This window comes from Citrobacter rodentium NBRC 105723 = DSM 16636, from assembly GCF_021278985.1.
GTDB classification, from domain to species: domain Bacteria; phylum Pseudomonadota; class Gammaproteobacteria; order Enterobacterales; family Enterobacteriaceae; genus Citrobacter_A; species Citrobacter_A rodentium.
Genome location: NZ_CP082833.1, coordinates 4,835,961 through 4,856,690, shown reverse-complemented (window position 1 = coordinate 4,856,690; position 20,730 = coordinate 4,835,961). Strand labels below are relative to the sequence as shown.

The window sequence follows — 20,730 nt, the reverse complement described above, 5'->3', positions numbered from 1 at the left end:
TTTTCTGGTGATTTTATTAGATGACGCATCACACGGGCAGCGACCTGATAAGCGAAGCATCATCAGACAGGGGATAATCAGATAACGTCGATTTCGGCGACGGAAGGGTAAATCCAGCTTGGGCGGAACGGCATACTGTCGATGTCGTCAAGCGTGGAGACGCCGGAAAGCACCAGGATAGTTTCAAGCCCCGCCTGGAAACCGGCCAGAATATCGGTACGCAAGTTATCGCCGACAATCACCGTCTCTTCCGAGTGCGCCTGCATTTTGTTCAGCGCCGCGCGAATAATCCACGGGCTGGGTTTGCCTACGTAGAACGGTTTGCGTCCGGAAATCTTTTCTATGCCCGCGCAGAGCGCGCCGCAGGCCGGATAAAAGCCGCGCCCGTGAGTGTCCGGATTGGTGGCGATAAACCGCGCGCCGTTAGCCACGAAGTAAGACGCTTTATGCATCATGTCCCAGTTATAGGAGCGGGTTTCGCCAACGATGACGAAATCGGGATTCACATCGGTAATGGTAAATCCGGCTTTATAGAGTTCGTGGATCAGCGCGCCTTCGCCCACCACGTAAGCTTTCTTACCTTCCTGACGGCGCAGAAAATCCGCAGTGGCCATCGCCGAGGTATAGAAAACGCTGTCCGGCACGTTGACGCCGGCGGTGGCGAAGCGGTTCGCCAGATCCTGCCCGGTCTGCGACGGGTAATTGGTCAACAGCACCAGCGGTAGGCCCTTTTCAAGAATGCCAGTCAGAAATTCCGCCGCGCCGGGTACGGCGACGTTATCGTGCATCAGCACGCCGTCGATATCACAGATGACATTTTTAATGGTCATGTACTACCCAGGAAAAGTTTGACAATCCGCTACTATAAGATCGCATCAGTTTTCCAGCAAATGCTGGAGCAAAATCCCGTTGAGCATCGCCCGTTTTACCAGCGCAAAGGCGCCGATGGCGGAGCGGTGATCGAGGGTGGAGCGCACCACCGGCAGATTCTGACGAAACGCCTTCAGCGCCTGCGTATTAATACAGCTTTCGATGGCGGGCAGCAGCACTTTATCGGCTTCGGTGATTTCACCGGCGATGACAATTTTTTGCGGATTAAACAGGTTAATGGCGATGGCGATGGTTTTACCCAGATGCCGCCCGACGTGTTCGATGACTTCAGAGGCCAGGCTGTCGCCCTTATTCGCCGCCTTGCAGATAGCTTTGATATTACAGTCATCGAGCGAGACGCGGCTCTGATAGCCCTGCTTAAGCAGGTTCAGCACGCGTTGTTCAATGGCGGCATTGGCGGCGATGGTTTCCAGACAGCCGAAGTTGCCGCAGTGGCAGCGTTCGCCCAGCGGCTCAACCTGAATATGGCCGATTTCGCCGACGTTGCCGTTCCGGCCAATGAAAATGCGTCCATTCGAGATGATCCCGGCGCCCGTACCGCGGTGAACGCGCACCAGAATAGAGTCTTCACAGTCCTGGCTTGCACCGAAATAGTGCTCTGCCAGCGCCAGACTGCGAATGTCATGACCGACAAAACAGGTGACGCGAAAACGTTGTTCCAGCGCCTCAACCAGCCCCCAGTTCTCGACCTGAATATGCGGCATGTAGTGGATCATGCCGCTTTCCGGATCGACCAGTCCCGGCAGGATCACCGAAATGGCGATCAATTCGCGAATTTTGCGCTGGTAGCTGTCGATAAAGGTCGAGATAGCGTTAAGCAGCGCATGTTCCAGCGTCTCCTGGGTACGTTCCGGCAGGGGATAGTGCTCTTCAGCCAGCACTTTGCTGCTGAGGTCGAACAGGGTAATGGTCGCGTCGTGGCGACCGAGACGCACGCCGACGGCGTGAAAACCGCGGGTTTCGGTAACGATAGAGATGGCGCGGCGGCCCCCGGTGGAGGCCTGCTGATCGACTTCTTTGATCAGTCCGCGTTCAATCAGCTGACGCGTAATTTTGGTTACGCTGGCGGGAGCAAGCTGGCTTTGTTCGGCAATCTGAATCCGCGAGATTGGCCCATGCTGGTCAATCAGGCGGTACACGGCCGCGCTGTTAAGCTGTTTTACGAGATCAACATTACCTATTTGAGCTTGTCCGCCTGGTGTCATACTTTCTCTTACTCAGTGACGACCTCGTTGCCGTTAACGATGGTCTTGATGATTTTAAAGTCATGTGTGAAAGCGGTCAGGTTCGCCACTTTACCCGGCGCGATACTGCCGAGCTGTTTATCCACGCCGATAGCGCGCGCTGGGTAGAGCGTCGCCATCCTCAGCACTTCGTCAAGCGCGATACCGCAGTGTTCAACCAGGTTACGTACGCCTTCAATCATGGTTAGCGACGAGCCGCTCAGCGTACCGTTTTCATCCACACAGAGTCCATTACGGTAGTATATTGTTTTACCAGCAAAAATGAACTGTTCCATATTTGCCCCGGCCGGCGCCGTTGCGTCCGTTACCAGACATAATTTGTCGCCTTTCAGCCGTTTGGCGTTGCGGATGTTGGCATAATCAACGTGCAGACCGTCGGCAATCACGCCGCAATAGATATCGGCCTCGTCAAGAATCGCCCCCGCCAGACCCGGCTCGCGCCCGGTAATATACGGCATGGCGTTGAACAGGTGCGTGGCGAAAGTGATGCCCGCGCGGAATCCGGCTTTCGCCTCCTTCAGCGTGGCGTTGGAGTGACCGGCGGAAACCACGATCCCGGCATTCGCCAGCTTGCTGATGACCTCCGCAGGCACCATTTCCGGCGCCAGCGTTACTTTGGCGATAACGTCGGCATTATCGCACAGGAAATCCACCAGCGCAGCGTCCGGCTGGCGGACAAAAGCGGGGTTGTGCGTCCCTTTTTTCACCAGGTTCAGCCAGGGGCCTTCCAGATGAAGACCCTGCGCCTGATGCGGATGCTTCGTCAGGTATTCGCGCATGACCTGAACACCCTGTTTCATCAGATCGTCGCTGGTGGTAATCAGCGTCGGCAGATAGCTGGTGCAGCCCGATTTCTCGTTGGCTTTCTGCATAATTTCCAGCGTTTCAACGGTAACGGCTTCCGCGGTATCGTTGAACTGTACGCCGCCGCAGCCGTTAAGCTGGACGTCGATAAAACCGGGGGAAAGAATGGCCCCGTTCAGTGAACGTTGTTCGATCCCTTGCGGCAGTTCAGCCACCGGACAAACGCTGTCGATCAGGCCATTGGCGACAACAATCGCATGGTCATCAAGAATTTCGTAGCCGGTGAAAATCCGGCCCTGGGTTAACGCATACATTCCGACCCCCGATTTCAAAAAAATGCCGCCCTGAACGCAGTGGCAGGGCGGAGACTTCATTACAGACCTTTAATATTTTCGGCTTCTAACTCGTTGAAATATTTCAGTGTCTTAACTTTCAGCTCCATCGTGGACGGCTCATCGCAAACCACAACCGCTTTCGGGTGCAGCTGCAGGCAGCTGATGGTCCACATGTGGTTTACGTTCCCCTCTACCGCCGCCTGCAGCGCCTGGGCTTTCTGATGGCCCAGCACCAGAATCATCACCTCTTCGGCATCCAGCAGCGTACCCACGCCAACGGTCAGCGCATACTTCGGCACCTGATCCACATCGCCGTCAAAGAAACGGGAGTTCGCCACGCGGGTATCGTGCGTCAGGGTTTTGATACGGGTACGGGAGGCCAGAGAGGATGCCGGTTCGTTAAATGCGATGTGACCATCGTTACCCACGCCGCCCATAAACAGGTGGATTTTACCGTAAGAACGGATTTTTTCTTCATATTGACGGCATTCTGCGTCAATATCCGCCGCGTTACCATTGAGCAGGTTAATGTTTTCAGCTGGAATATCAACGTGATCAAAGAAGTTGCGGTGCATGAAGCTATGATAGCTTTCAGGATGCTCTTTCGGCAGGCCGACATATTCGTCCATATTGAACGTCACGACATGTTTGAAGCTGACCTGGCCCGCTTTGTGCATTTCGACTAACGCTTTGTATGCCGTCAGCGGCGTGCCGCCGGTTGGCAGACCCAGCACAAACGGACGATCGGCTGTCGGTTTAAAGGCGTTGATACGGTTAACGATATGGCGTGCAGCCCATTTGCCGACCTGTTCAGCAGTAGTCAGGGGAATCAGTCTCATTCTTCACCTCAGAAAGTCAATGTAAGCCGTTGGCGGATAGCGCGTTAGTGCAGCTTTAAGCGTAACCTGGTCTCAGACAACCGGACCCATCCGTCATGATTTTTTGAATGATAAAATAAGTTTTCCCCGTTAGCCAGAGAAAGGGAGAGATAATAACGATATTTGGTGATTGAATTCACAAAAAACACCCGTTTAATTTGCGGTACGAATTAAATTTTCAGACACTCTTCCAGGAGATGATCTAACAACTTGATGACCAGAACATCACATTTAGGCGTTGAGCTACACACATAAAAATACGGCCTGAACGGCCATATCGGGGTCTCGTAGGGGGAATAAATGAACATTCTAGGTTTTTTCCAGCGGCTGGGTAGGGCGTTACAGCTCCCTATCGCAGTGCTGCCGGTGGCGGCGCTATTGCTGCGATTCGGTCAGCCAGATTTACTGAATGTCGCTTTTATCGCGCAAGCGGGCGGAGCGATTTTTGACAACCTGGCGCTGATTTTCGCCATCGGTGTGGCATCGAGCTGGTCCAAAGACAGCGCCGGTGCGGCTGCGCTGGCGGGGGCGGTGGGTTATTTCGTGTTGACCAAAGCGATGGTCACCATTAACCCGGAAATTAACATGGGCGTGCTGGCGGGTATCATTACCGGCCTGGTCGGCGGCGCCGTGTACAACCGTTGGGCGGATATCAAACTGCCTGACTTCCTGAGCTTCTTTGGCGGTAAACGTTTTGTGCCCATCGCCACCGGCTTCTTCTGCCTGGTGCTGGCGGCTATTTTCGGTTACGTCTGGCCGCCGGTACAGCACGCTATTCATGCAGGCGGTGAATGGATCGTCTCTGCGGGCGCGTTCGGCTCCGGTATCTTTGGTTTCATCAACCGTCTGCTGATCCCAACCGGTCTGCATCAGGTGCTGAACACCATCGCCTGGTTCCAGATTGGCGAGTTCACTAACGCGGCGGGTACGGTATTCCACGGCGACATCAACCGCTTCTACGCGGGTGACGGCACCGCGGGGATGTTCATGTCCGGCTTCTTCCCGATCATGATGTTCGGTCTGCCGGGCGCGGCGCTGGCGATGTACCTGGCTGCGCCAAAAGCGCGTCGTCCGATGGTTGGCGGTATGCTGCTGTCCGTCGCGATTACTGCGTTCCTGACCGGCGTTACCGAGCCGCTGGAATTCCTGTTCATGTTCCTTGCGCCGCTGCTGTATCTCCTGCACGCGGTGCTGACCGGCATCAGCCTGTTTATCGCCACCCTGCTGGGTATCCACGCGGGCTTCTCCTTCTCCGCAGGGGCCATCGACTACGTGTTGATGTACAGCCTGCCGGCGGCGAGCGACAACGTCTGGATGCTGCTGGTGATGGGCCTGGCTTTCTTCGTGATTTACTTCCTGCTGTTCAGCGCGGTTATTCGTATGTTTAACCTGAAAACGCCGGGCCGCGAAGATAAAGAAGACGACGTGGTAACGGAAGAAGCGAACAGCAACACCGAAGAGGGGCTGACGCAGCTGGCGACCAACTATATTGCCGCGGTCGGCGGTACGGACAACCTGAAAGCGATCGACGCCTGTATCACTCGTCTGCGCCTGACCGTGGGCGACTCTGCGCGCGTCAGCGATGCAATGTGTAAACGCCTTGGCGCCTCCGGCGTGGTTAAGCTGAACAAGCAAACCATTCAGGTTATTGTGGGCGCGAAAGCCGAGTCCATCGGCGACGCGATGAAGAAAGTGGTTGCGCGTGGCCCGGTCGCCGCCGCCTCTGCTGAAGCCGCTCCGGCGCCAGCCGCAGCGCCGGTTGCGAAGCCGCAGGCGGTGCCGAATGCGGTAACGATTGCCGAGCTGGTTTCGCCGATTACCGGTGAGGTGGTTGCGCTGGATCAGGTGCCTGACGAAGCGTTCGCCAGCAAAGCGGTGGGCGACGGCGTGGCGGTTAAACCGACGGATAAAACCGTGGTTTCTCCGGCGGCTGGCACCATTGTGAAAATCTTCAACACCAACCACGCGTTCTGCCTGGAAACGGAAAAAGGCGCGGAGATCGTTGTCCACATGGGTATTGATACTGTGGCGCTGAACGGTCAGGGCTTCAAACGCCTGGTTGAAGAGGGCGCGCAAGTGACCGCAGGTCAGCCGATTCTGGAAATGGATCTGGACTATCTGAACGCCAACGCGCGCTCTATGATTAGCCCGGTGGTTTGCAGCAACATCGACGACTTCAGCGCGCTGGTGCTGAAAGCCGAAGGTCACGTAGTGGCGGGACAAACGCCGCTGTACGAGATCAAAGGGTAAGTTGATACAGGCTGGATAAGGCATAGCCGCCGTCCGGCAGGATAAAAGAAACATCAGCGGCAGGGGAAACCTCTGCCGCTTTTTTTTGCAGCAAACAGCCGCAATATTTCCGTTTAATAGTAAGCGGCTCGCCAGAACCGTATTGATATTTACTGAGAGCTCAGATCAACTTTCCAGGGCAACAGATCGCGTACCCGATTTGCCGGCCAGTCCTGGATATGCTCAATGACGTAACGCAGCCATTTTTCTGGCTCCACATTGTTCAGACGGCATGTGCCGATCAGCGAGTACAACACCGCCGCATGTTCGCCACCGCTGTCAGAACCCGCGAACAGCCAGTTTTTCCGGCCTACGGCCACTCCCCTTAAGGCGTTCTCTGCGATGTTGTTGTCGATTTCCACCCAGCCATTACTGCAGTACACGTTCAGGCTATCCCACTGTTTCAGCAGGTATGCGAACGCTTTTGCCGTATCCGAGTGACGCGACAGTGTTTTCATCTGAGTCTGTATCCAGTCATACAGTGACTGCATCAGTGACGCAGCTCTGGCTTTTCTTGCCGCCAGACGCTGTTCTGCTGAACATCCCCGGACTTCTGCTTCGATGGCATACAGTTCACCGATACGCTGCAGGGCTTCCGTGGTGATATCGGTTGGCGCTCTTGCATGCACATCGTGGATTTTTCTCCGGGCATGGGCCATACACGCGGCTTCCGTTATTCTGCCGGATTCGTATAACGCCCGGTAGCCACCGTAAGCATCGGCCTGAAGCACTCCGCTGTAACCGGACAGGTGATTCTGTGGATGTATGCCTTTCCGGTCCGGGCTGTACGCGAACCAGACCGCCGGGGGCATCTGTGAACCGGCGTTACGGTCATCACGGACGTAGACCCACAGCCGGGCTGTCCGGGTTTTACCGCTGCCCGGCTCCTGGACCGGGACGGGGATATCATCAGCATGGACTTTACCGGGCATCAGCACATACTGGCGCAGGACGTCATACAGCGGCTCCAGCAGTTCAGCAACAGCACCTGTCCAGCGCCCCAGTGTGGCACGGCTCAGCTCCACTCCCTGACGACGGTATATTTCTGACTGGCGGTATAACGGCAGATGGTCTGCATATTTCCCGGTGACAACATGGGCCAGAAGCCCCGCTCCGGCATAACTGCGTGCAATGGGTTTTGAAGGTACTGGTGCCTGCACGATATGGTCGCACCGGCAACAGGCCAGTTTCGGACGTTGTGTTTCGATAACCTTAAAGGCGCTGCTGATAAGCTCCAGTTGCTCTGACACATCACATCCCAGAGAACTGAGTTCACCACCACAGGCAGGACAGCATTCCTCTTCCGGCCGGATAACCCGGGTTTCACGGGGAAGTGAGGCCGGTAACGGTTTACGGGCTGAAGACTGGCGCAGGGCGGATGGCAGTGCCGGGTCATATTGCTCACCCAGCGTTTCAGCCATTTCTTCCTGAAGTGCGCTGATTCTCTCCTGTGCATCCTGTATCTGCCGTTCGGTTTTTGCGCGAAGTTTTTCTGAGCTTTTACCGAACTGCATACGTTGCAGTTTCGCAACCAGCGCCTTCAGCCGGTTGATTTCGGAAGCATAAGCCGCCACCCGCTGTGAGAGCAGGCGGTTGTATTCGGCCATCTGGCGGATGGTGTCCTGTTGCGTCTGCAACAGTGCCCGCAGGCGGGCGTTCTCATGAGCAAGTGAGGTGTCCATATCCTCACTTTACAACGGGTTATATGCGGATTCCAGCGCGTTCCGTTCGTTTCGGGTGCTTCCAGTTGATACCTTCAAGAAGCATGGATAACTGAGCCGGAGTAAGGTGCACCTTGCCGTCACGGGTGACTGGCCAGATGAAGCGGCCCCGCTCCAGGCGTTTGGTGAAGAGGCACAGTCCGTCACTGTCAGCCCACAACACTTTTATCTGGTCACCCCGGCGTCCGCGGAAGATGAACAGGTGTCCGGAGAACGGGTCATCCTTCAGGACGTTCTGAACTTTTGATGCCAGGCCGTTAAAGCCATTTCGCATATCGGTGATACCTGCAACCAGCCAGATACGCGAACCTGCAGGGAGAGATATCATCAGTGGCTGCTCCCTTTTATTTCGCGGATAAGTGTCTGTAATAACGCCGGCGTCAGTTTACCTTTAAGCCTGAGAGTTCCGGCCGGCAGAACCAGCTCACAACACAGACTGTCGGACGGTGTATTTATCTGCTCTGGTTCCTGTGCGGGGGCCGGGATTTTATTATCCGGCTCCGGCGTTAACGTCACGGGAAGCAGTGCCGGCATATTTTTTCCGGAAGGCAGCAGGCCACCTTTCCGGTATTGATGGCGCCAGTTGAAGAGCAGGTTATCGTTGATTCCGTTTTCCCGGGCGATCTGCGCCACACAGGCTCCGGGCTGCAGTGACTGCTCCACTAAGGCGATTTTAAACTCATAAGGGAAGTTGGGCCGCCGGGGACGTTTTTTTACCACGGGGGTTTCGGATATAACGGTGCTTTCAGGACGTACGACTGGTACCGTGGAAAATTGTCCGTAAAGGCAGGCATCAAGTTCCTGCTCCGACATGCCTGCGGGCAAAGGCCACGAAAGGCCAGCTCTCCGAAAGCGCACGAACATACTACAAACTGTTGATTTTGGTACACCCAGGCGACGTCCGGCCACAACCCGAGGTAAATGTTCTTCGAAGTGAAGGCGTAAAGCTTCAGTAATCCAGGTCCGGTATTCCATACGATAGTGTCCACTAAAAATGATGGACATTATTTTTGTGGAGCCGGAGGAAACAGACCAGACGGTTTAAATGAGACGCTTACGTTTAATACGTATTATGCGTAACTAAAGGTTGTCAGCCTGTCCGGCTTATAAGATCATATGCCGTTATACGTTGTTTACGCTTTGAGGAATCCACGATGAGTGAGGCTGAAGCCCGCCCGAGCAACTTTATTCGCCAGATCATTGATGAAGATCTGGCCAGTGGTAAGCACACCACGGTCCATACCCGTTTTCCGCCGGAGCCAAATGGCTATCTGCACATTGGCCACGCGAAATCCATCTGCCTGAACTTCGGCATCGCGCAAGATTATCAGGGCCAGTGCAACCTGCGTTTCGATGATACTAACCCGGTAAAAGAAGATATCGAGTACGTTGATTCGATCAAAAACGACGTTGAGTGGTTAGGTTTTCACTGGGCTGGCGAGGTTCGCTACTCTTCGGACTACTTTGATCAACTGCACGCCTATGCCGTTGAGCTGATCAACAAAGGCCTGGCCTATGTTGATGAGCTGACGCCGGAGCAGATCCGTGAATACCGCGGTACTCTGACTCAGCCGGGTAAAAACAGCCCGTACCGCGATCGCAGCGTGGAAGAGAACCTTGCGCTGTTTGAAAAAATGCGTACCGGCGGTTTTGAAGAAGGTAAAGCCTGCCTGCGCGCGAAAATCGATATGGCGTCGCCGTTTATCGTTATGCGCGATCCGGTGCTGTACCGGATTAAATTCGCCGAACACCATCAGACCGGCACTAAATGGTGCATCTACCCGATGTACGATTTTACCCACTGCATCAGCGATGCGCTGGAAGGCATTACCCACTCGCTGTGTACGCTGGAGTTCCAGGATAACCGTCGCCTGTATGACTGGGTGCTCGATAACATCACTATTCCGGTTCATCCGCGCCAGTATGAATTCTCGCGCCTGAATCTGGAATACACCGTTATGTCCAAGCGTAAGCTGAACCTGCTGGTGACGGACAAGCATGTGGAAGGCTGGGACGACCCGCGTATGCCGACCATTTCCGGTCTGCGTCGCCGCGGCTATACCGCAGCCGCCATCCGTGAGTTCTGCAAACGCATCGGCGTGACCAAGCAGGATAATACCATTGAGATGGCCTCGCTGGAGTCCTGCATTCGTGAAGATCTGAACGAAAACGCGCCGCGCGCGATGGCGGTGATCGATCCGGTTAAACTGGTTATCGAAAACTATCCGCAGGGCGAAAGCGAGCTGGTCACCATGCCGAATCATCCGAACAAACCGGAAATGGGCAGCCGTGAAGTGCCGTTCAGCGGCGAGATCTGGATCGATCGCGCCGATTTCCGCGAAGAGGCCAACAAGCAGTACAAGCGTCTGGTGCTGGGCAAAGAGGTGCGTCTGCGTAACGCCTATGTGATTAAAGCGGAGCGCGTGGAAAAAGACGCGGAAGGCAATATCACCACCATCTTCTGTCGCTATGACGCCGACACCCTGAGTAAAGATCCGGCGGACGGACGTAAAGTGAAGGGCGTTATCCACTGGGTGAGCGCGGCCCATGCGCTGCCGGTGGAGATTCGCCTCTACGATCGTCTGTTCAGCGTGCCGAACCCGGGCGCGGCGGAAGATTTCCTGTCGGTGCTCAACCCGGAATCACTGGTCATTAAGCAGGGCTTTGCCGAGCCGTCATTAAAAGATGCGGTGGCCGGGAAAGCGTTCCAGTTTGAACGTGAAGGGTATTTCTGCCTCGACAGCCGCTACGCTACGGCGGATAAACTGGTCTTTAACCGTACCGTCGGTCTGCGCGATACCTGGGCGAAAATCGGCGAATAAGCTCTGCCATAAACCTTCCTGACGCCGCGTTCTGCGGCGTTTTTTTCGCCCTGAAATCTCACTTTGCGAAGCGAATTAATTCCCATTCCGTAATTAATTTCTTTAACAAATGGTTTAATTTAATAAATTGATACATCAAATGAATAACGGCATGAAAGCGTTTTCATGTTGATGAACAATAACGAAATTTTTTCGCTGAGCGCTCTCTTTTTTTACATGAATGAAATGTAACAGAAAACAAGAAAATATGTGCGGTTGCTCATACTCTTACATTCTCGTTACAGAAAGGTATTAATAATTCGCGTCGCGAAAAATAGTCTATTCACTGTAGTCAGCGAGGTTTTTCTCGACGCTACTTTTAACTTTTATTTTTTTCGCTGTTTGCTTTTTGCATCAGCAATTTAAACCCCAAGTCTTTCGTGTTGCATCAGGGCGGCGACCCGACGCAATCCGGGACAAAGGGAATACGTCAAAGAGGATAAACATATGCGTACGTTCAGTGGCAAACGTAGTGCGCTGGCGCTGGCTATCGCCGGCATCACAGCAATGTCAGGTCTGGTCGTTGTTCCGCAGGCTCATGCTGAGGGCTTTATCGACGATTCAACCTTAACCGGCGGCATCTATTACTGGCAGCGTGAGCGCGACCGTAAGGATGTGGAAGACGGCGACAAGTACAAAACCAACCTCTCCCACGCGACATGGAACGCCAACCTGGATTTCCAGTCCGGCTATGCGGCCGATATGTTCGGTCTGGATATTGCAGCCTTTACCGCGATTGAAATGGCTGAAAACGGCGACAGCGGTCACCCCAATGAAATTGCCTTCTCGAAAAAGAATAAAGGCTACGACGAAGATTACTCCGGAGATAAGAGCGGGGTAAGCCTGTATAAAGCGGCGGCGAAATTTAAATATGGTCCGGTATGGGCGCGCGCGGGTTATATTCAGCCAACCGGACAAACGCTGTTAGCGCCGCACTGGAGCTTTATGCCGGGCACCTATCAGGGGGCCGAAGCCGGGGCGAATTTTGACTACGGCGATGCCGGCGCGCTGAGCTTCTCCTATATGTGGGCCAATGAATATAAAGCGCCGTGGCACACTGAAGTCGATAAATTCTATCAGGCGGATAAAAAGACCAAAGTCGATTATCTGCACTCTATCGGCGCAAAATACGATTTCAAAAACGACCTGGTGCTGGAAGCCGCGTTTGGTCAATCCGAAGGCTATGTCGACCAGTACTTTGCCAAGGCCAGCTACAAATTTGACTTAGGTGGTAATCCGTTGACCACCAGCTATCAATTCTACGGCGCGCGCGACAAAGTGGATGACCGTAGCACAAATGATATTTACGACGGCACCGCATGGCTACAGGCATTGACCTTTGGCTATAAGGTGGCGGAAGTAGTTGATCTGCGGCTGGAAGGGACCTGGGTGAAAGCTGAAGGGCAGCAGGGCTTTTTCCTGCAGCGTATGACGCCGACCTATGCCTCCTCAAACGGTCGCCTGGACATCTGGTGGGATAACCGCTCCGACTTCAACGCCAACGGCGAAAAAGCGGTCTTCTTCGGCGCGATGTACGATCTGAAAAACTGGAATCTGCCGGGCTGGGCGGTAGGCGCATCATACGTGTATGCCTGGGATGCGAAGCCATCTACCTGGCAGAGCAATCCAGACGCTTATTACGACAAGAATCGTACTATCGAAGAGTCTTCTTACAGTCTGGATGCTGTTTACACCCTACAGGATGGTCGTGCAAAAGGCACCATGTTTAAGCTGCACTTCACCGAATATGACAACCACTCCAATATCCCGAGCTGGGGCGGCGGTTATGGCAACATCTTCCAGGATGAGCGCGACGTGAAGTTTATCGTTATCGCCCCGTTCACTATCTTCTGATGCCCGGAGCGGCGGGCAACGCGCCTGCCGCACCGTTGAGGATCGATTCAGGTGAAGCGGGCGGAGACTCTCTCCGCCCGTTTGCTTTTACAGGTTAATTCTCAACGGGGTGATAGCCGCGACTGAGGCGCACAAACAGCATTGCCGTGGCGGCAAGCCCGCACAGCGCGGCGCACATCAGCCACCAGCCCGGAGAGCTTTTATCTCCGGTCATCTGCACCAGCGCGGTGGAGATGGCGGGAGTCAGGCCGCCGAAAATGGCGGTGGCGAGACTGAAGGCCAGCGAAAAACCGACCGTGCGCACGTAAACCGGCATCACCTCGGTGAGCGCCGCCACCATCGCGCCGTTGTACATGCCGAAAAAGAAAGAAAACCACAGCAGCACCAGCGTCATGCGGGTGAAATCCGGCGCGGCGGTCAGCCAGTGCATTACCGGCCAGGTGGTGAGCAGCGCCAGCAGAGTAATACCCATCAGTACCGGACGACGACCTATTTTATCGGAGATCGCGCCGCCAATCGGCAGCCAGATAAAGTTAGAAATGCCGACCAGCATAGTGACAATCAGGCTGTCGCGCGCGCTTAAATGCAGGACGGCGCGACCGTAGGTCGGGGTATAGACGGTAATAAAATAAAACGTCGTTGTGGTCATCGCCACCAGCAGCGTGCCTGCGGTGATAATGCGCCAGTTTTTAATGATGGTGGCGAAAATCTCCCGGGTGTCGGGGCGGTGTTTACGTTGCATAAACGCTTCGGTCTCCTGAAGCGAACGGCGCAGCACAAAGATCAGCGGAATAATCATACAGCCAATAAAGAACGGAATGCGCCAGCCCCATTCGGAAATGTCATCGTGACCGAGAGTGACGTTCAGGCCGTAGCCAATCAGCGCGGCCACCACAATCGCCACCTGCTGGCTGGCGGATTGCCAGCTGGTGTAAAAACCTTTCCTGCCCGGTGTGGCGATCTCTGAGAGATAAACGGAAACGCCGCCCAGCTCCACGCCGGCAGAGAAGCCCTGCAATAGCCGCCCCAGCAGCACCAGAACCGGCGCCAGTACGCCAATAGTCTGGTAGCCGGGAACAAGGGCAATCAGCAGCGTACCGCAGCCCATAATCGCCAGCGTGACCATCAGCCCTTTCCGGCGGCCGATTCTGTCGATATAGGAACCCAGCACGACTGCCCCGACCGGGCGCATCAGAAAGCCGGAGCCGAATACGGCAAAGGTCAGCATTAATGAGGCGAATTCGCTTTCTGCCGGAAAAAACGTTTTCGCAATGTAGGTGGCGTAAAAACCAAACAGAAAGAAGTCGAACTGTTCGAGAAAATTACCGCTGGTTACCCGCAGGATTGCGCCGAATGTCCCGGCGCGCGATGGTTGTTGGCTCATGGAATTGCTCTCCACTGTCTTATCATAATATTTATAGAGGTAAGATATTGCGGGTCAGTCGCCTGCGACGCCCGCCTGTTTTCCGCGCCGCTTCTCGATTGCCCATTTGAGTAACGAAGCACAGCGGTAAAATCCGTGGGCGAATTTTCCGTATGGGAGGGTTAAAAACAGCGCCATCACTACGCCGAGATGGACGGCAAGCAACACCCCCATCCAGGCGGTGTCTCTTCCGGCCAGCAGGGCCAGCCCCGTCAGGCTGGTCAGCAACAGCAGCAGAATAAAACCGCGATCCATCGGCTTTTGCCGCGCGTCGCCGTGCAGCGGAGAACGCTTAAGATTCAGCCACAGTAAACCCGCAGGCCCGACGATCAGCCCCAGACCGCCCAGCGTGCCGAGGATCACCGGTACGCTGAAAAAGGGGTAGGGCGCTTCCCATCCGGCGAAATAGTGATAGCCGGTTGCCACCACGGTAGCGGCGAAGCAGAGCATAAAACCGTAGAAGGTGAAGTGATGGAAACGACGACGCATCAGCGTGAAGGCGTCATCGGCTTCGTTACAGCCTTTGCCGTGTCCGCCGTCGAGATACTTAAGAGTCAGCGCATTATGGGCTGCTTCGGCAATTTCCACTGGCTGCGGCACCACCGGCGAGATCTCGCGCCAGAAGCGGATCACTCCCGCCATCAGCAAACCGATCGCCAGAATAAAAACGGAGCCAAACATCCACGCCAGCAGGTTATGCGGGAAAATCTGATAGAAATCACCGGCCAGCGGCGGGTGCAGCAGAGAGCCTTTCAGTCCGAGCGCCAGCAGTAAAAAGAGCACCAGGCCAAAAACCAGCGTCAGTACGGTAGTCACTCCCGCCCGACGATACAGCGCGCCGAAGGCGGCAGGTTGCGCGTAGTGTTGATACGTTTCAAGCCGGACTTCCGCCATTGCTTTCGGCACGTTAATGGCAAACTCATGGGGCGGGGCGTACTGACAAGCGTGCAGGCAGGCGCCGCAGTTATGACATAAATTAGCCAGATAGTTGATGTCCGCTTTGCCAAACGCCAGCCGCTGGGTCATTGCCGGAAAGACGGCGCAAAAACCTTCGCAGTAGCGGCAGGCGTTGCAGACCTGCATCACCCGTTCTACCTCCGCTTCTGGTTGCGTAATGATTTGCGCTTCGATGATCAATTTTTCAAGCTGCTTCATGGTTCGCCTCCTTTTGCGCCGCCAGCGCGGCTTGCTCTCCTGCGATACGGCCAAAGGTGGTGCCGATCGACATGCCGACGCCAGCGGTATAGCCCTTGCCGAGGACGTTGCCCGCCATCATCTCACCGGCGACAAACAGGTTGCGGCTGGGCTTTCCGGCAAAATGCACCGCCGCGCGTTCGTTCACCTTCAGACCGAGATAGGTAAAGGTGATCCCCGGACGCAGGGCGTAGCCATAATAGGGCGGCGTATCAATGGGGCGCGCCCAGTGCGTTTTCGGCGGCGTTAACGCTGCCGTCGCGCAGTTATCCAGCGTGGTGTGGTCAAACTGGCCGGGCTGGCAGGCCTGGTTGTAGCGGGTGATGGTATCGGTAAAGCGTTGTTCATCCAGCCCCAGCTGGCGGGCCAGTTCCTCCAGCGTATCGCCCTGCGCGCCGGGGAATACCGGCGGCATAAAGTGGCCGATGGCTTTGCTGTCGATAATGGAAAAGCCAGTTTGCCCCGGCTGTTGGGCGACCAGCCGCCCCCAGATGGCGTAGCGTTTCGGCCAGAAATCTTCGCCTTCGTCATAAAAGCGCTCAGCGTCACGGTTCACGACTACGCCTAAAGAGACGCAGTCCACGCGGGTGCAAATCCCGCCGTCATACAGCGGTGCACGGGCATCAATCGCCACGCAGTGCGACTGTGAAGGATCGCCGATAATATCCGCTCCGGCATCAATCATAAATTTCAGCAAGACTCCCTGATTAAAGCGGGTGCCGCGAATCAGAAAGTTATCGGCGGGCCATTCGCCGCGCGCGTTCTGCCCCCAGGCTTCGCGCAGCCACTCGCGATTAGACTCGAAACCGCCGGCGGCGAGCACGCAGGTTCTGGCGGTAATACGTTCGTCTCCCGCCAGCGCGGCGACAAACTCGCCGTTATGCAGTTCCAGCGCCTGCACCGGGGTGTTGTAGCGAATAGCGACCCCCAGATTTTCTGCGCTGCGGTAATAGGCGTTGACCAGCGCCTTGCCGCCGCCCATAAAAAAGGCGTTGGTGCGCGCCACGTGCAGGGCGCCGGAGAGCGGCGGCTGAAAGTTTACGCCGTGCTTACGCATCCAGTCGCGGCAGTGTGAAGAGGTGCGGATCACCAGGCGCGCCAGCGCTTCATTGGTATTGCCGCCGGTGACGCGCCAGAGATCCTGCCAGAACTCCTCTTCGGGGTAACTGTCGACCAGCACATCCTGCGGGGCGTCGTGCATACAGCGCAAATTGCGGGTGTGCTGAGAATTGCCGCCGCGCCACTCCCGCGGCGCCGCCTCCAGCAGCAGCACCGACGCGCCAGCTTGCCGGGCGGTTAAGGCGGCGCATAATGCGGCATTGCCGCCGCCGATCACCAGTACATCAACCATCGTAAACTCCATTACCTTTAACAAATGTTAAATTTGTAATGAAAATGTATACGCATGAGTTGTAAGGGCGCTATGACGCGTTCCTGAAGGCCCGTTTAGTTAACGTAAAGGGTCGCGCCGGGCCAGACTCCCGCTTCCACCAGCTGACGCATGACTTTTGTCAGCACCACGCGGGCGGCCAGGCCTGCCGGGGGGAGTTCGTCATCGGATAAACTGACCAGAAAATTGGGACGACTGAGTACCGGATTGTCGACGCCGATCACTCTCAGCGCATCCCTGTCAAGGTGTGATACCGCCGCGCCGGGCTGTAGCGTCGCGCCAAGTCCTTCGCGTACCGCCCGCATTAACAGCGCCAGTCCGTCTATTTCAGCCGCAATTTCAATGTGCAGGCCGTGCTCCTGCGCGATGGCCTCCAGTCTGCCGCGCAGCCCGTGCCCGAGGCTTGGCATAATCAGCGGGACAGAGGAGAGCTGCACCGGGGTGATGCGCTCGTCGGGAAGATTCGCCAGCAGGTCATGCGCGCCGATCAGAAACAGCCGCTCTTCCAGCACCGGCCTGGCGCTCCAGCGCAGGATTTTCTCTTTCTGGAAAACAACCGCTAAATCCAGTTGACGGGTATTGATCATCCGCTCCAGATTACCGGAAAGGCTTTCCACTACATGCAGGCGGACGTCGGGGTAGCTTTCCCGCATCGCATGGATAAACGGCATACCCAGCACCGAGGCGGTACTTGGCGCCATACCGACGCTGACGTGTCCGGAGAGGCGCGCCTCGCGCGCGGCGAGGACGGCATCGTCGGCGTGGCGTAGCGCCAGCTGCGCCTGGGAGTAAAAGGCCAGCCCGGCATTGGTCGGCGTGACGCCCCGTGAGGTGCGTTGCAGCAGGCGGATGGCGAGTTCATTCTCCAGCCGCGTCATCTGCTGGCTCAGCGCGGAGACGCCAATATCAAGGTCGAGCGCCGCGTTGCCCATGCTGCCGGTTTCCACAATGCGCACGAAATAACGCAGCTGACGAAGTTCCATTTCGAGACTCCGGATAAGAAGAGGAGGAGGAGATTTTTACATTAAAGCAACAAGGCGGTGGAGGGAAGGGGGCTGAAGCCATAAAAAAAGCCAACCGACAGGCTGGCTTTTCATCGCGAGGTAAATTATTTCGCGTCGTGCGCGTGGTCGTCTTCGCGGCAGTCGCCTTCGGCGCAGTGGCCGTACAGATAGAGGCTATGGTTCGTCAGGCGGATACCATGTTTCGCCGCAATCTCACGCTGGCGCGCTTCGATAGAGTCGTCGCTGAATTCAATCACTTTGCCGCAGTCAAGGCAGATAAGGTGATCGTGATGATGCTGCTGGGTCAGCTCAAAAACGGATTTGCCGCCTTCAAAATTGTGGCGGGTGACGATACCGGCGTCATCGAACTGGTTCAGTACGCGATACACGGTCGCCAGGCCAATTTCTTCACCCATGTCGATCAGTCGTTTGTATAAATCTTCCGCACTGACGTGATGGTTATCCGGTTCCTGAAGAACTTCCAGAATTTTTAAACGAGGAAGCGTTACTTTCAGGCCAGCCTTCTTTAATGCGGTATTGTTGTCAGTCATGCGGAATCTGTCCTGTTGCTAAACGATTCACTTCATACAAGAAGTGACAGAAATTGCACTCGAGATAATGCCTCTCATTATAGGACCGCCATCCTTAAATGAAAACTGCAAGCCTCGGGCAAATGTTAATAAAAAACGTGGTATTGCCTGGAAATGAGAGCGCCACCTAATAACTCCCGCACATTGTACAGGGATGGGCAAGAAAGTTACAAATTTGTAGCAATTATTTTGATTGCTTTTATCTATTGATGCGGCGCAAACTGAGCTGCGCCGCGTTTTCATCAGGCGTTGATGATGTCGTCGAGGTGCAGTTCGTCAGAGATCTGCTTAACCCATTTTTCCACGCGCTCAGCGGTCAGTTCCGGCTGACGGTCTTCGTCGATAGCCAGGCCAACAAAGTGATCGTCATCGGCCAGCCCTTTTGACGCTTCAAAATGATAGCCGGCGGTTGGCCAGTGGCCGACGATGGTCGCGCCGCGCGGTTCAATAATATCGCGGATGGTGCCTAATGCGTCGCAGAAGTATTCCGCGTAATCTTCCTGGTCGCCGCAGCCGAACAGCGCCACCAGCTTGCCGTTGAAATCAATCTCTTCCAGGGTCGGGAAAAAGTCGTCCCAGTCGCACTGCGCTTCGCCGTAGTACCAGGTCGGGATGCCGAGCAGGAGAATGTCATAGCCTTCGAGATCTTCTTTGCTGCTTTTTGCAATGTCGTGCACATCGGCAACATCTTTACCAAGCTGTTTTTGAATCATTTTTGCGATATTTTCGGTATTCCCGGTGTCGCTGCCGAAAAAAATGCCAGTGATTGCCATGAGTAAAGTAACCTCTTGAAACTTATTGAAATGGTGGGGGCGAATTGCCCACAGATAAGGGCAATCATAGCAGAACAGTCAGGTATGCGGAAATAGCAAACGCACGCGAGTGCACTTCATGCTACACGAAAGTGGTTAAAGCGGGGAAATCAGAGCGCTCCCTGGCCGCGCAGCGCCGCCAGTTGGGTCATCAGCATCTCTTCGATCAGTTCGCTACGGCTCATATTGCGGGATTCCGCCAGCTCATTGAGGGCATCGACGGCTTCGGCGTTGAGCTTGAGTTCGACACGCTTAAGGCCACGAACTTTATCGCGTTTTAGCTGGTTGCGCTTGTTGATGCGCAGCTGTTCATCGCGGGAAAGCGGATTGGTTTTCGGTCTTCCCGGGCGACGCTCGTGCGCGAACAGATCTAATGTCGTACGGTCCGTTTGTTCTTTGGCCATGATTTTGGTGACTTCGGGGAAACAATCAGCCAGGCCTCTGCCCGGATGGATAGCGCGCCATCATACATCAGCGAATGAGGCGCGCCAACGTTAGCGCACGTAATCGCGCGCGGACGCTGAGTTTTTAATCAGTCGGCGATATCGTTCAGATAGCGGCGGATGGCGCGCAGCACCGCGTCGGGCTTTTCGGCATGGACCCAATGGCCGGCGCCGGCAATCACATGGGCGCGCGCCTGCGGGAACTGGGCGAGCAGATCCGCGCGATACGCTTCGGTGACGTAAGGTGAGTTGCCGCCGGGGATAAACAGCGCCGGGCGATCCCAGGCCGCAACCGGCTCCCAGCCGACAATATGCGGATACTGATCCCACAGTACCGGAACGTTAAAACGCCATTCGCCGTCGACATACGATTTCAGCAAAAACTGAATCACGCCTTCCTCTTTGAGATGCTCGCGCATCACCGCCGCCGCCTGCTGGCGCGTCTGCGCATCCGATGTCGTCACCGCGTTGATCGCCGCGAAAATCTCGTCGTGGCGTCGCACCTGGTAGTCCACCGGGGCGATATCGATCGCCACCAGGCCATCAATCCGCTCCGGCGCCAGCGCGGTCAGGGCCATCACCGCTTTACCGCCCATCGAGTGGCCGATAAAGGTGGCCTTTTCGATCTGCTGCGCATCCAGCGTATCGCGCAGATCCTGCGCCATCGCCGGATAATCCATCCGCGGGTCGCGCGGCGAAAAGCCATGGTTGCGCATATCGACCTGAATAATGTCATGGTCGCTGACCAGCTCGCGCGCCAGGCCGCCAAGATTGTCCAGGCTGCCAAACAGACCGTGAACAAGGACGATGGGAGAATTATTGTGCAGGTTTTGTGCAGTTTGCGCTCGGATATTCAATTTCATGGCAAAGTTCTTTTTTTCGCTCTGTCGGGTTAGGGTATTATGTTGACCATTCTGCCGCCGGGCTGCAACTGATACGGTTTACTCCGAGTTTTTCGTTCAGCCAGGCTTGACGCTATCCGCTGTTGGGATTTGCT

At 55.5% G+C, this 20,730-nt stretch carries 18 protein-coding genes and 1 pseudogene; 3 read left to right on the top strand and 16 right to left on the bottom strand.

The window, feature by feature from the left end; translation table 11 throughout:
* Positions 1-77: 77 nt before the first annotated feature.
* From nagD to nagB, 4 genes are read right to left on the bottom strand one after another with little or no spacing between them, the layout of a single operon-like run.
* Positions 78-830 (bottom strand): ribonucleotide monophosphatase NagD, encoded by a 753-nt coding sequence (nagD, locus tag K7R23_RS23110; protein ID WP_012905008.1) that lies wholly within the window; start codon positions 828-830, stop codon positions 78-80.
* Between the two features lie 45 nt (positions 831-875).
* Positions 876-2,096, bottom strand: coding sequence for a DNA-binding transcriptional regulator NagC (gene nagC / locus K7R23_RS23105; protein WP_012905009.1), 1,221 nt, complete (start codon positions 2,094-2,096; stop codon positions 876-878).
* 8 nt (positions 2,097-2,104) lie between these two features.
* Positions 2,105-3,253: an N-acetylglucosamine-6-phosphate deacetylase gene (gene nagA / locus K7R23_RS23100; RefSeq protein ID WP_012905010.1), complete on the bottom strand. Its 1,149-nt coding sequence runs from the start codon at positions 3,251-3,253 to the stop codon at positions 2,105-2,107.
* Between the two features lie 59 nt (positions 3,254-3,312).
* On the bottom strand, positions 3,313-4,113 hold the full coding sequence (gene nagB, locus K7R23_RS23095) for a glucosamine-6-phosphate deaminase (protein ID WP_012905011.1): 801 nt from the start codon (positions 4,111-4,113) through the stop codon (positions 3,313-3,315).
* Positions 4,114-4,452: 339 nt separating this feature from the next.
* Here nagB and nagE point away from each other — a divergent pair, with 339 nt between their 5' ends.
* Positions 4,453-6,402, top strand: a complete 1,950-nt coding sequence (gene nagE / locus K7R23_RS23090) for a PTS N-acetyl glucosamine transporter subunit IIABC (RefSeq protein ID WP_012905012.1) — start codon at positions 4,453-4,455, stop codon at positions 6,400-6,402.
* 149 nt (positions 6,403-6,551) lie between these two features.
* On the opposite strand, the gene K7R23_RS23085 is transcribed toward nagE, so the two are convergent.
* The 3 genes from K7R23_RS23085 to tnpA are packed head-to-tail and all read right to left on the bottom strand — an operon-like array spanning position 6,552 to position 9,167.
* Positions 6,552-8,123 carry an IS66-like element ISCro1 family transposase gene (locus K7R23_RS23085; protein WP_012904571.1) on the bottom strand — a complete coding sequence of 524 codons (1,572 nt, stop codon included), beginning with the start codon at positions 8,121-8,123 and terminating at the stop codon, positions 6,552-6,554.
* A 19-nt stretch (positions 8,124-8,142) separates the two neighbouring features.
* Complete coding sequence (tnpB, locus tag K7R23_RS23080; protein WP_012904570.1) at positions 8,143-8,490, bottom strand: IS66 family insertion sequence element accessory protein TnpB; 348 nt, start codon at positions 8,488-8,490, stop codon at positions 8,143-8,145.
* Entirely contained in the window at positions 8,490-9,167 is a 678-nt protein-coding gene (gene tnpA / locus K7R23_RS23075) for an IS66-like element accessory protein TnpA (protein WP_012904569.1), read from the bottom strand. The genes tnpB and tnpA overlap by 1 nt, the downstream gene beginning before the upstream one ends.
* A 149-nt stretch (positions 9,168-9,316) precedes the next feature.
* Between tnpA and glnS the strand changes: the two genes are divergently transcribed.
* Together glnS and chiP are read left to right on the top strand one after the other, a co-directional pair.
* Positions 9,317-10,984, top strand: a complete 1,668-nt coding sequence (gene glnS, locus K7R23_RS23070; protein ID WP_012905013.1) for a glutamine--tRNA ligase — start codon at positions 9,317-9,319, stop codon at positions 10,982-10,984.
* 486 nt (positions 10,985-11,470) lie between these two features.
* Positions 11,471-12,877 (top strand): chitoporin ChiP, encoded by a 1,407-nt coding sequence (chiP, locus tag K7R23_RS23065; RefSeq protein ID WP_012905014.1) that lies wholly within the window; start codon positions 11,471-11,473, stop codon positions 12,875-12,877.
* Between the two features lie 94 nt (positions 12,878-12,971).
* Here chiP and tcuC read toward each other — a convergent pair whose 3' ends face one another.
* From tcuC to ybfF, 9 genes and pseudogenes are all read right to left on the bottom strand, one after another.
* Positions 12,972-14,261 (bottom strand): tricarballylate/proton symporter TcuC, encoded by a 1,290-nt coding sequence (tcuC, locus tag K7R23_RS23060; RefSeq protein WP_012905015.1) that lies wholly within the window; start codon positions 14,259-14,261, stop codon positions 12,972-12,974.
* 54 nt (positions 14,262-14,315) lie between these two features.
* Positions 14,316-15,455 carry a tricarballylate utilization 4Fe-4S protein TcuB gene (gene tcuB, locus K7R23_RS23055; protein WP_012905016.1) on the bottom strand — a complete coding sequence of 380 codons (1,140 nt, stop codon included), beginning with the start codon at positions 15,453-15,455 and terminating at the stop codon, positions 14,316-14,318.
* Positions 15,442-16,845: an FAD-dependent tricarballylate dehydrogenase TcuA gene (gene tcuA, locus K7R23_RS23050; protein ID WP_012905017.1), complete on the bottom strand. Its 1,404-nt coding sequence runs from the start codon at positions 16,843-16,845 to the stop codon at positions 15,442-15,444. The genes tcuB and tcuA overlap by 14 nt, the downstream gene beginning before the upstream one ends.
* Before the next feature lie 95 nt (positions 16,846-16,940).
* A complete protein-coding gene (tcuR, locus tag K7R23_RS23045; protein ID WP_012905018.1) occupies positions 16,941-17,867 on the bottom strand; it encodes a tricarballylate utilization LysR family transcriptional regulator TcuR in 927 nt (308 codons plus the stop codon).
* A 125-nt stretch (positions 17,868-17,992) separates the two neighbouring features.
* Complete coding sequence (gene fur / locus K7R23_RS23040) at positions 17,993-18,439, bottom strand: ferric iron uptake transcriptional regulator (protein ID WP_012905019.1); 447 nt, start codon at positions 18,437-18,439, stop codon at positions 17,993-17,995.
* Positions 18,432-18,517: pseudogene (locus tag K7R23_RS26020) on the bottom strand (fur leader peptide). The gene fur and the pseudogene K7R23_RS26020 overlap by 8 nt, the downstream one beginning before the upstream one ends.
* 203 nt (positions 18,518-18,720) lie before the next feature.
* Positions 18,721-19,251, bottom strand: a complete 531-nt coding sequence (gene fldA, locus K7R23_RS23035; protein WP_012905020.1) for a flavodoxin FldA — start codon at positions 19,249-19,251, stop codon at positions 18,721-18,723.
* 149 nt (positions 19,252-19,400) lie between these two features.
* Positions 19,401-19,694: a LexA regulated protein gene (gene ybfE / locus K7R23_RS23030; RefSeq protein WP_012905021.1), complete on the bottom strand. Its 294-nt coding sequence runs from the start codon at positions 19,692-19,694 to the stop codon at positions 19,401-19,403.
* A 128-nt stretch (positions 19,695-19,822) separates the two neighbouring features.
* A complete protein-coding gene (gene ybfF, locus K7R23_RS23025) occupies positions 19,823-20,596 on the bottom strand; it encodes an esterase (protein ID WP_012905022.1) in 774 nt (257 codons plus the stop codon).
* Between the last annotated feature and the right edge of the window lie 134 nt (positions 20,597-20,730).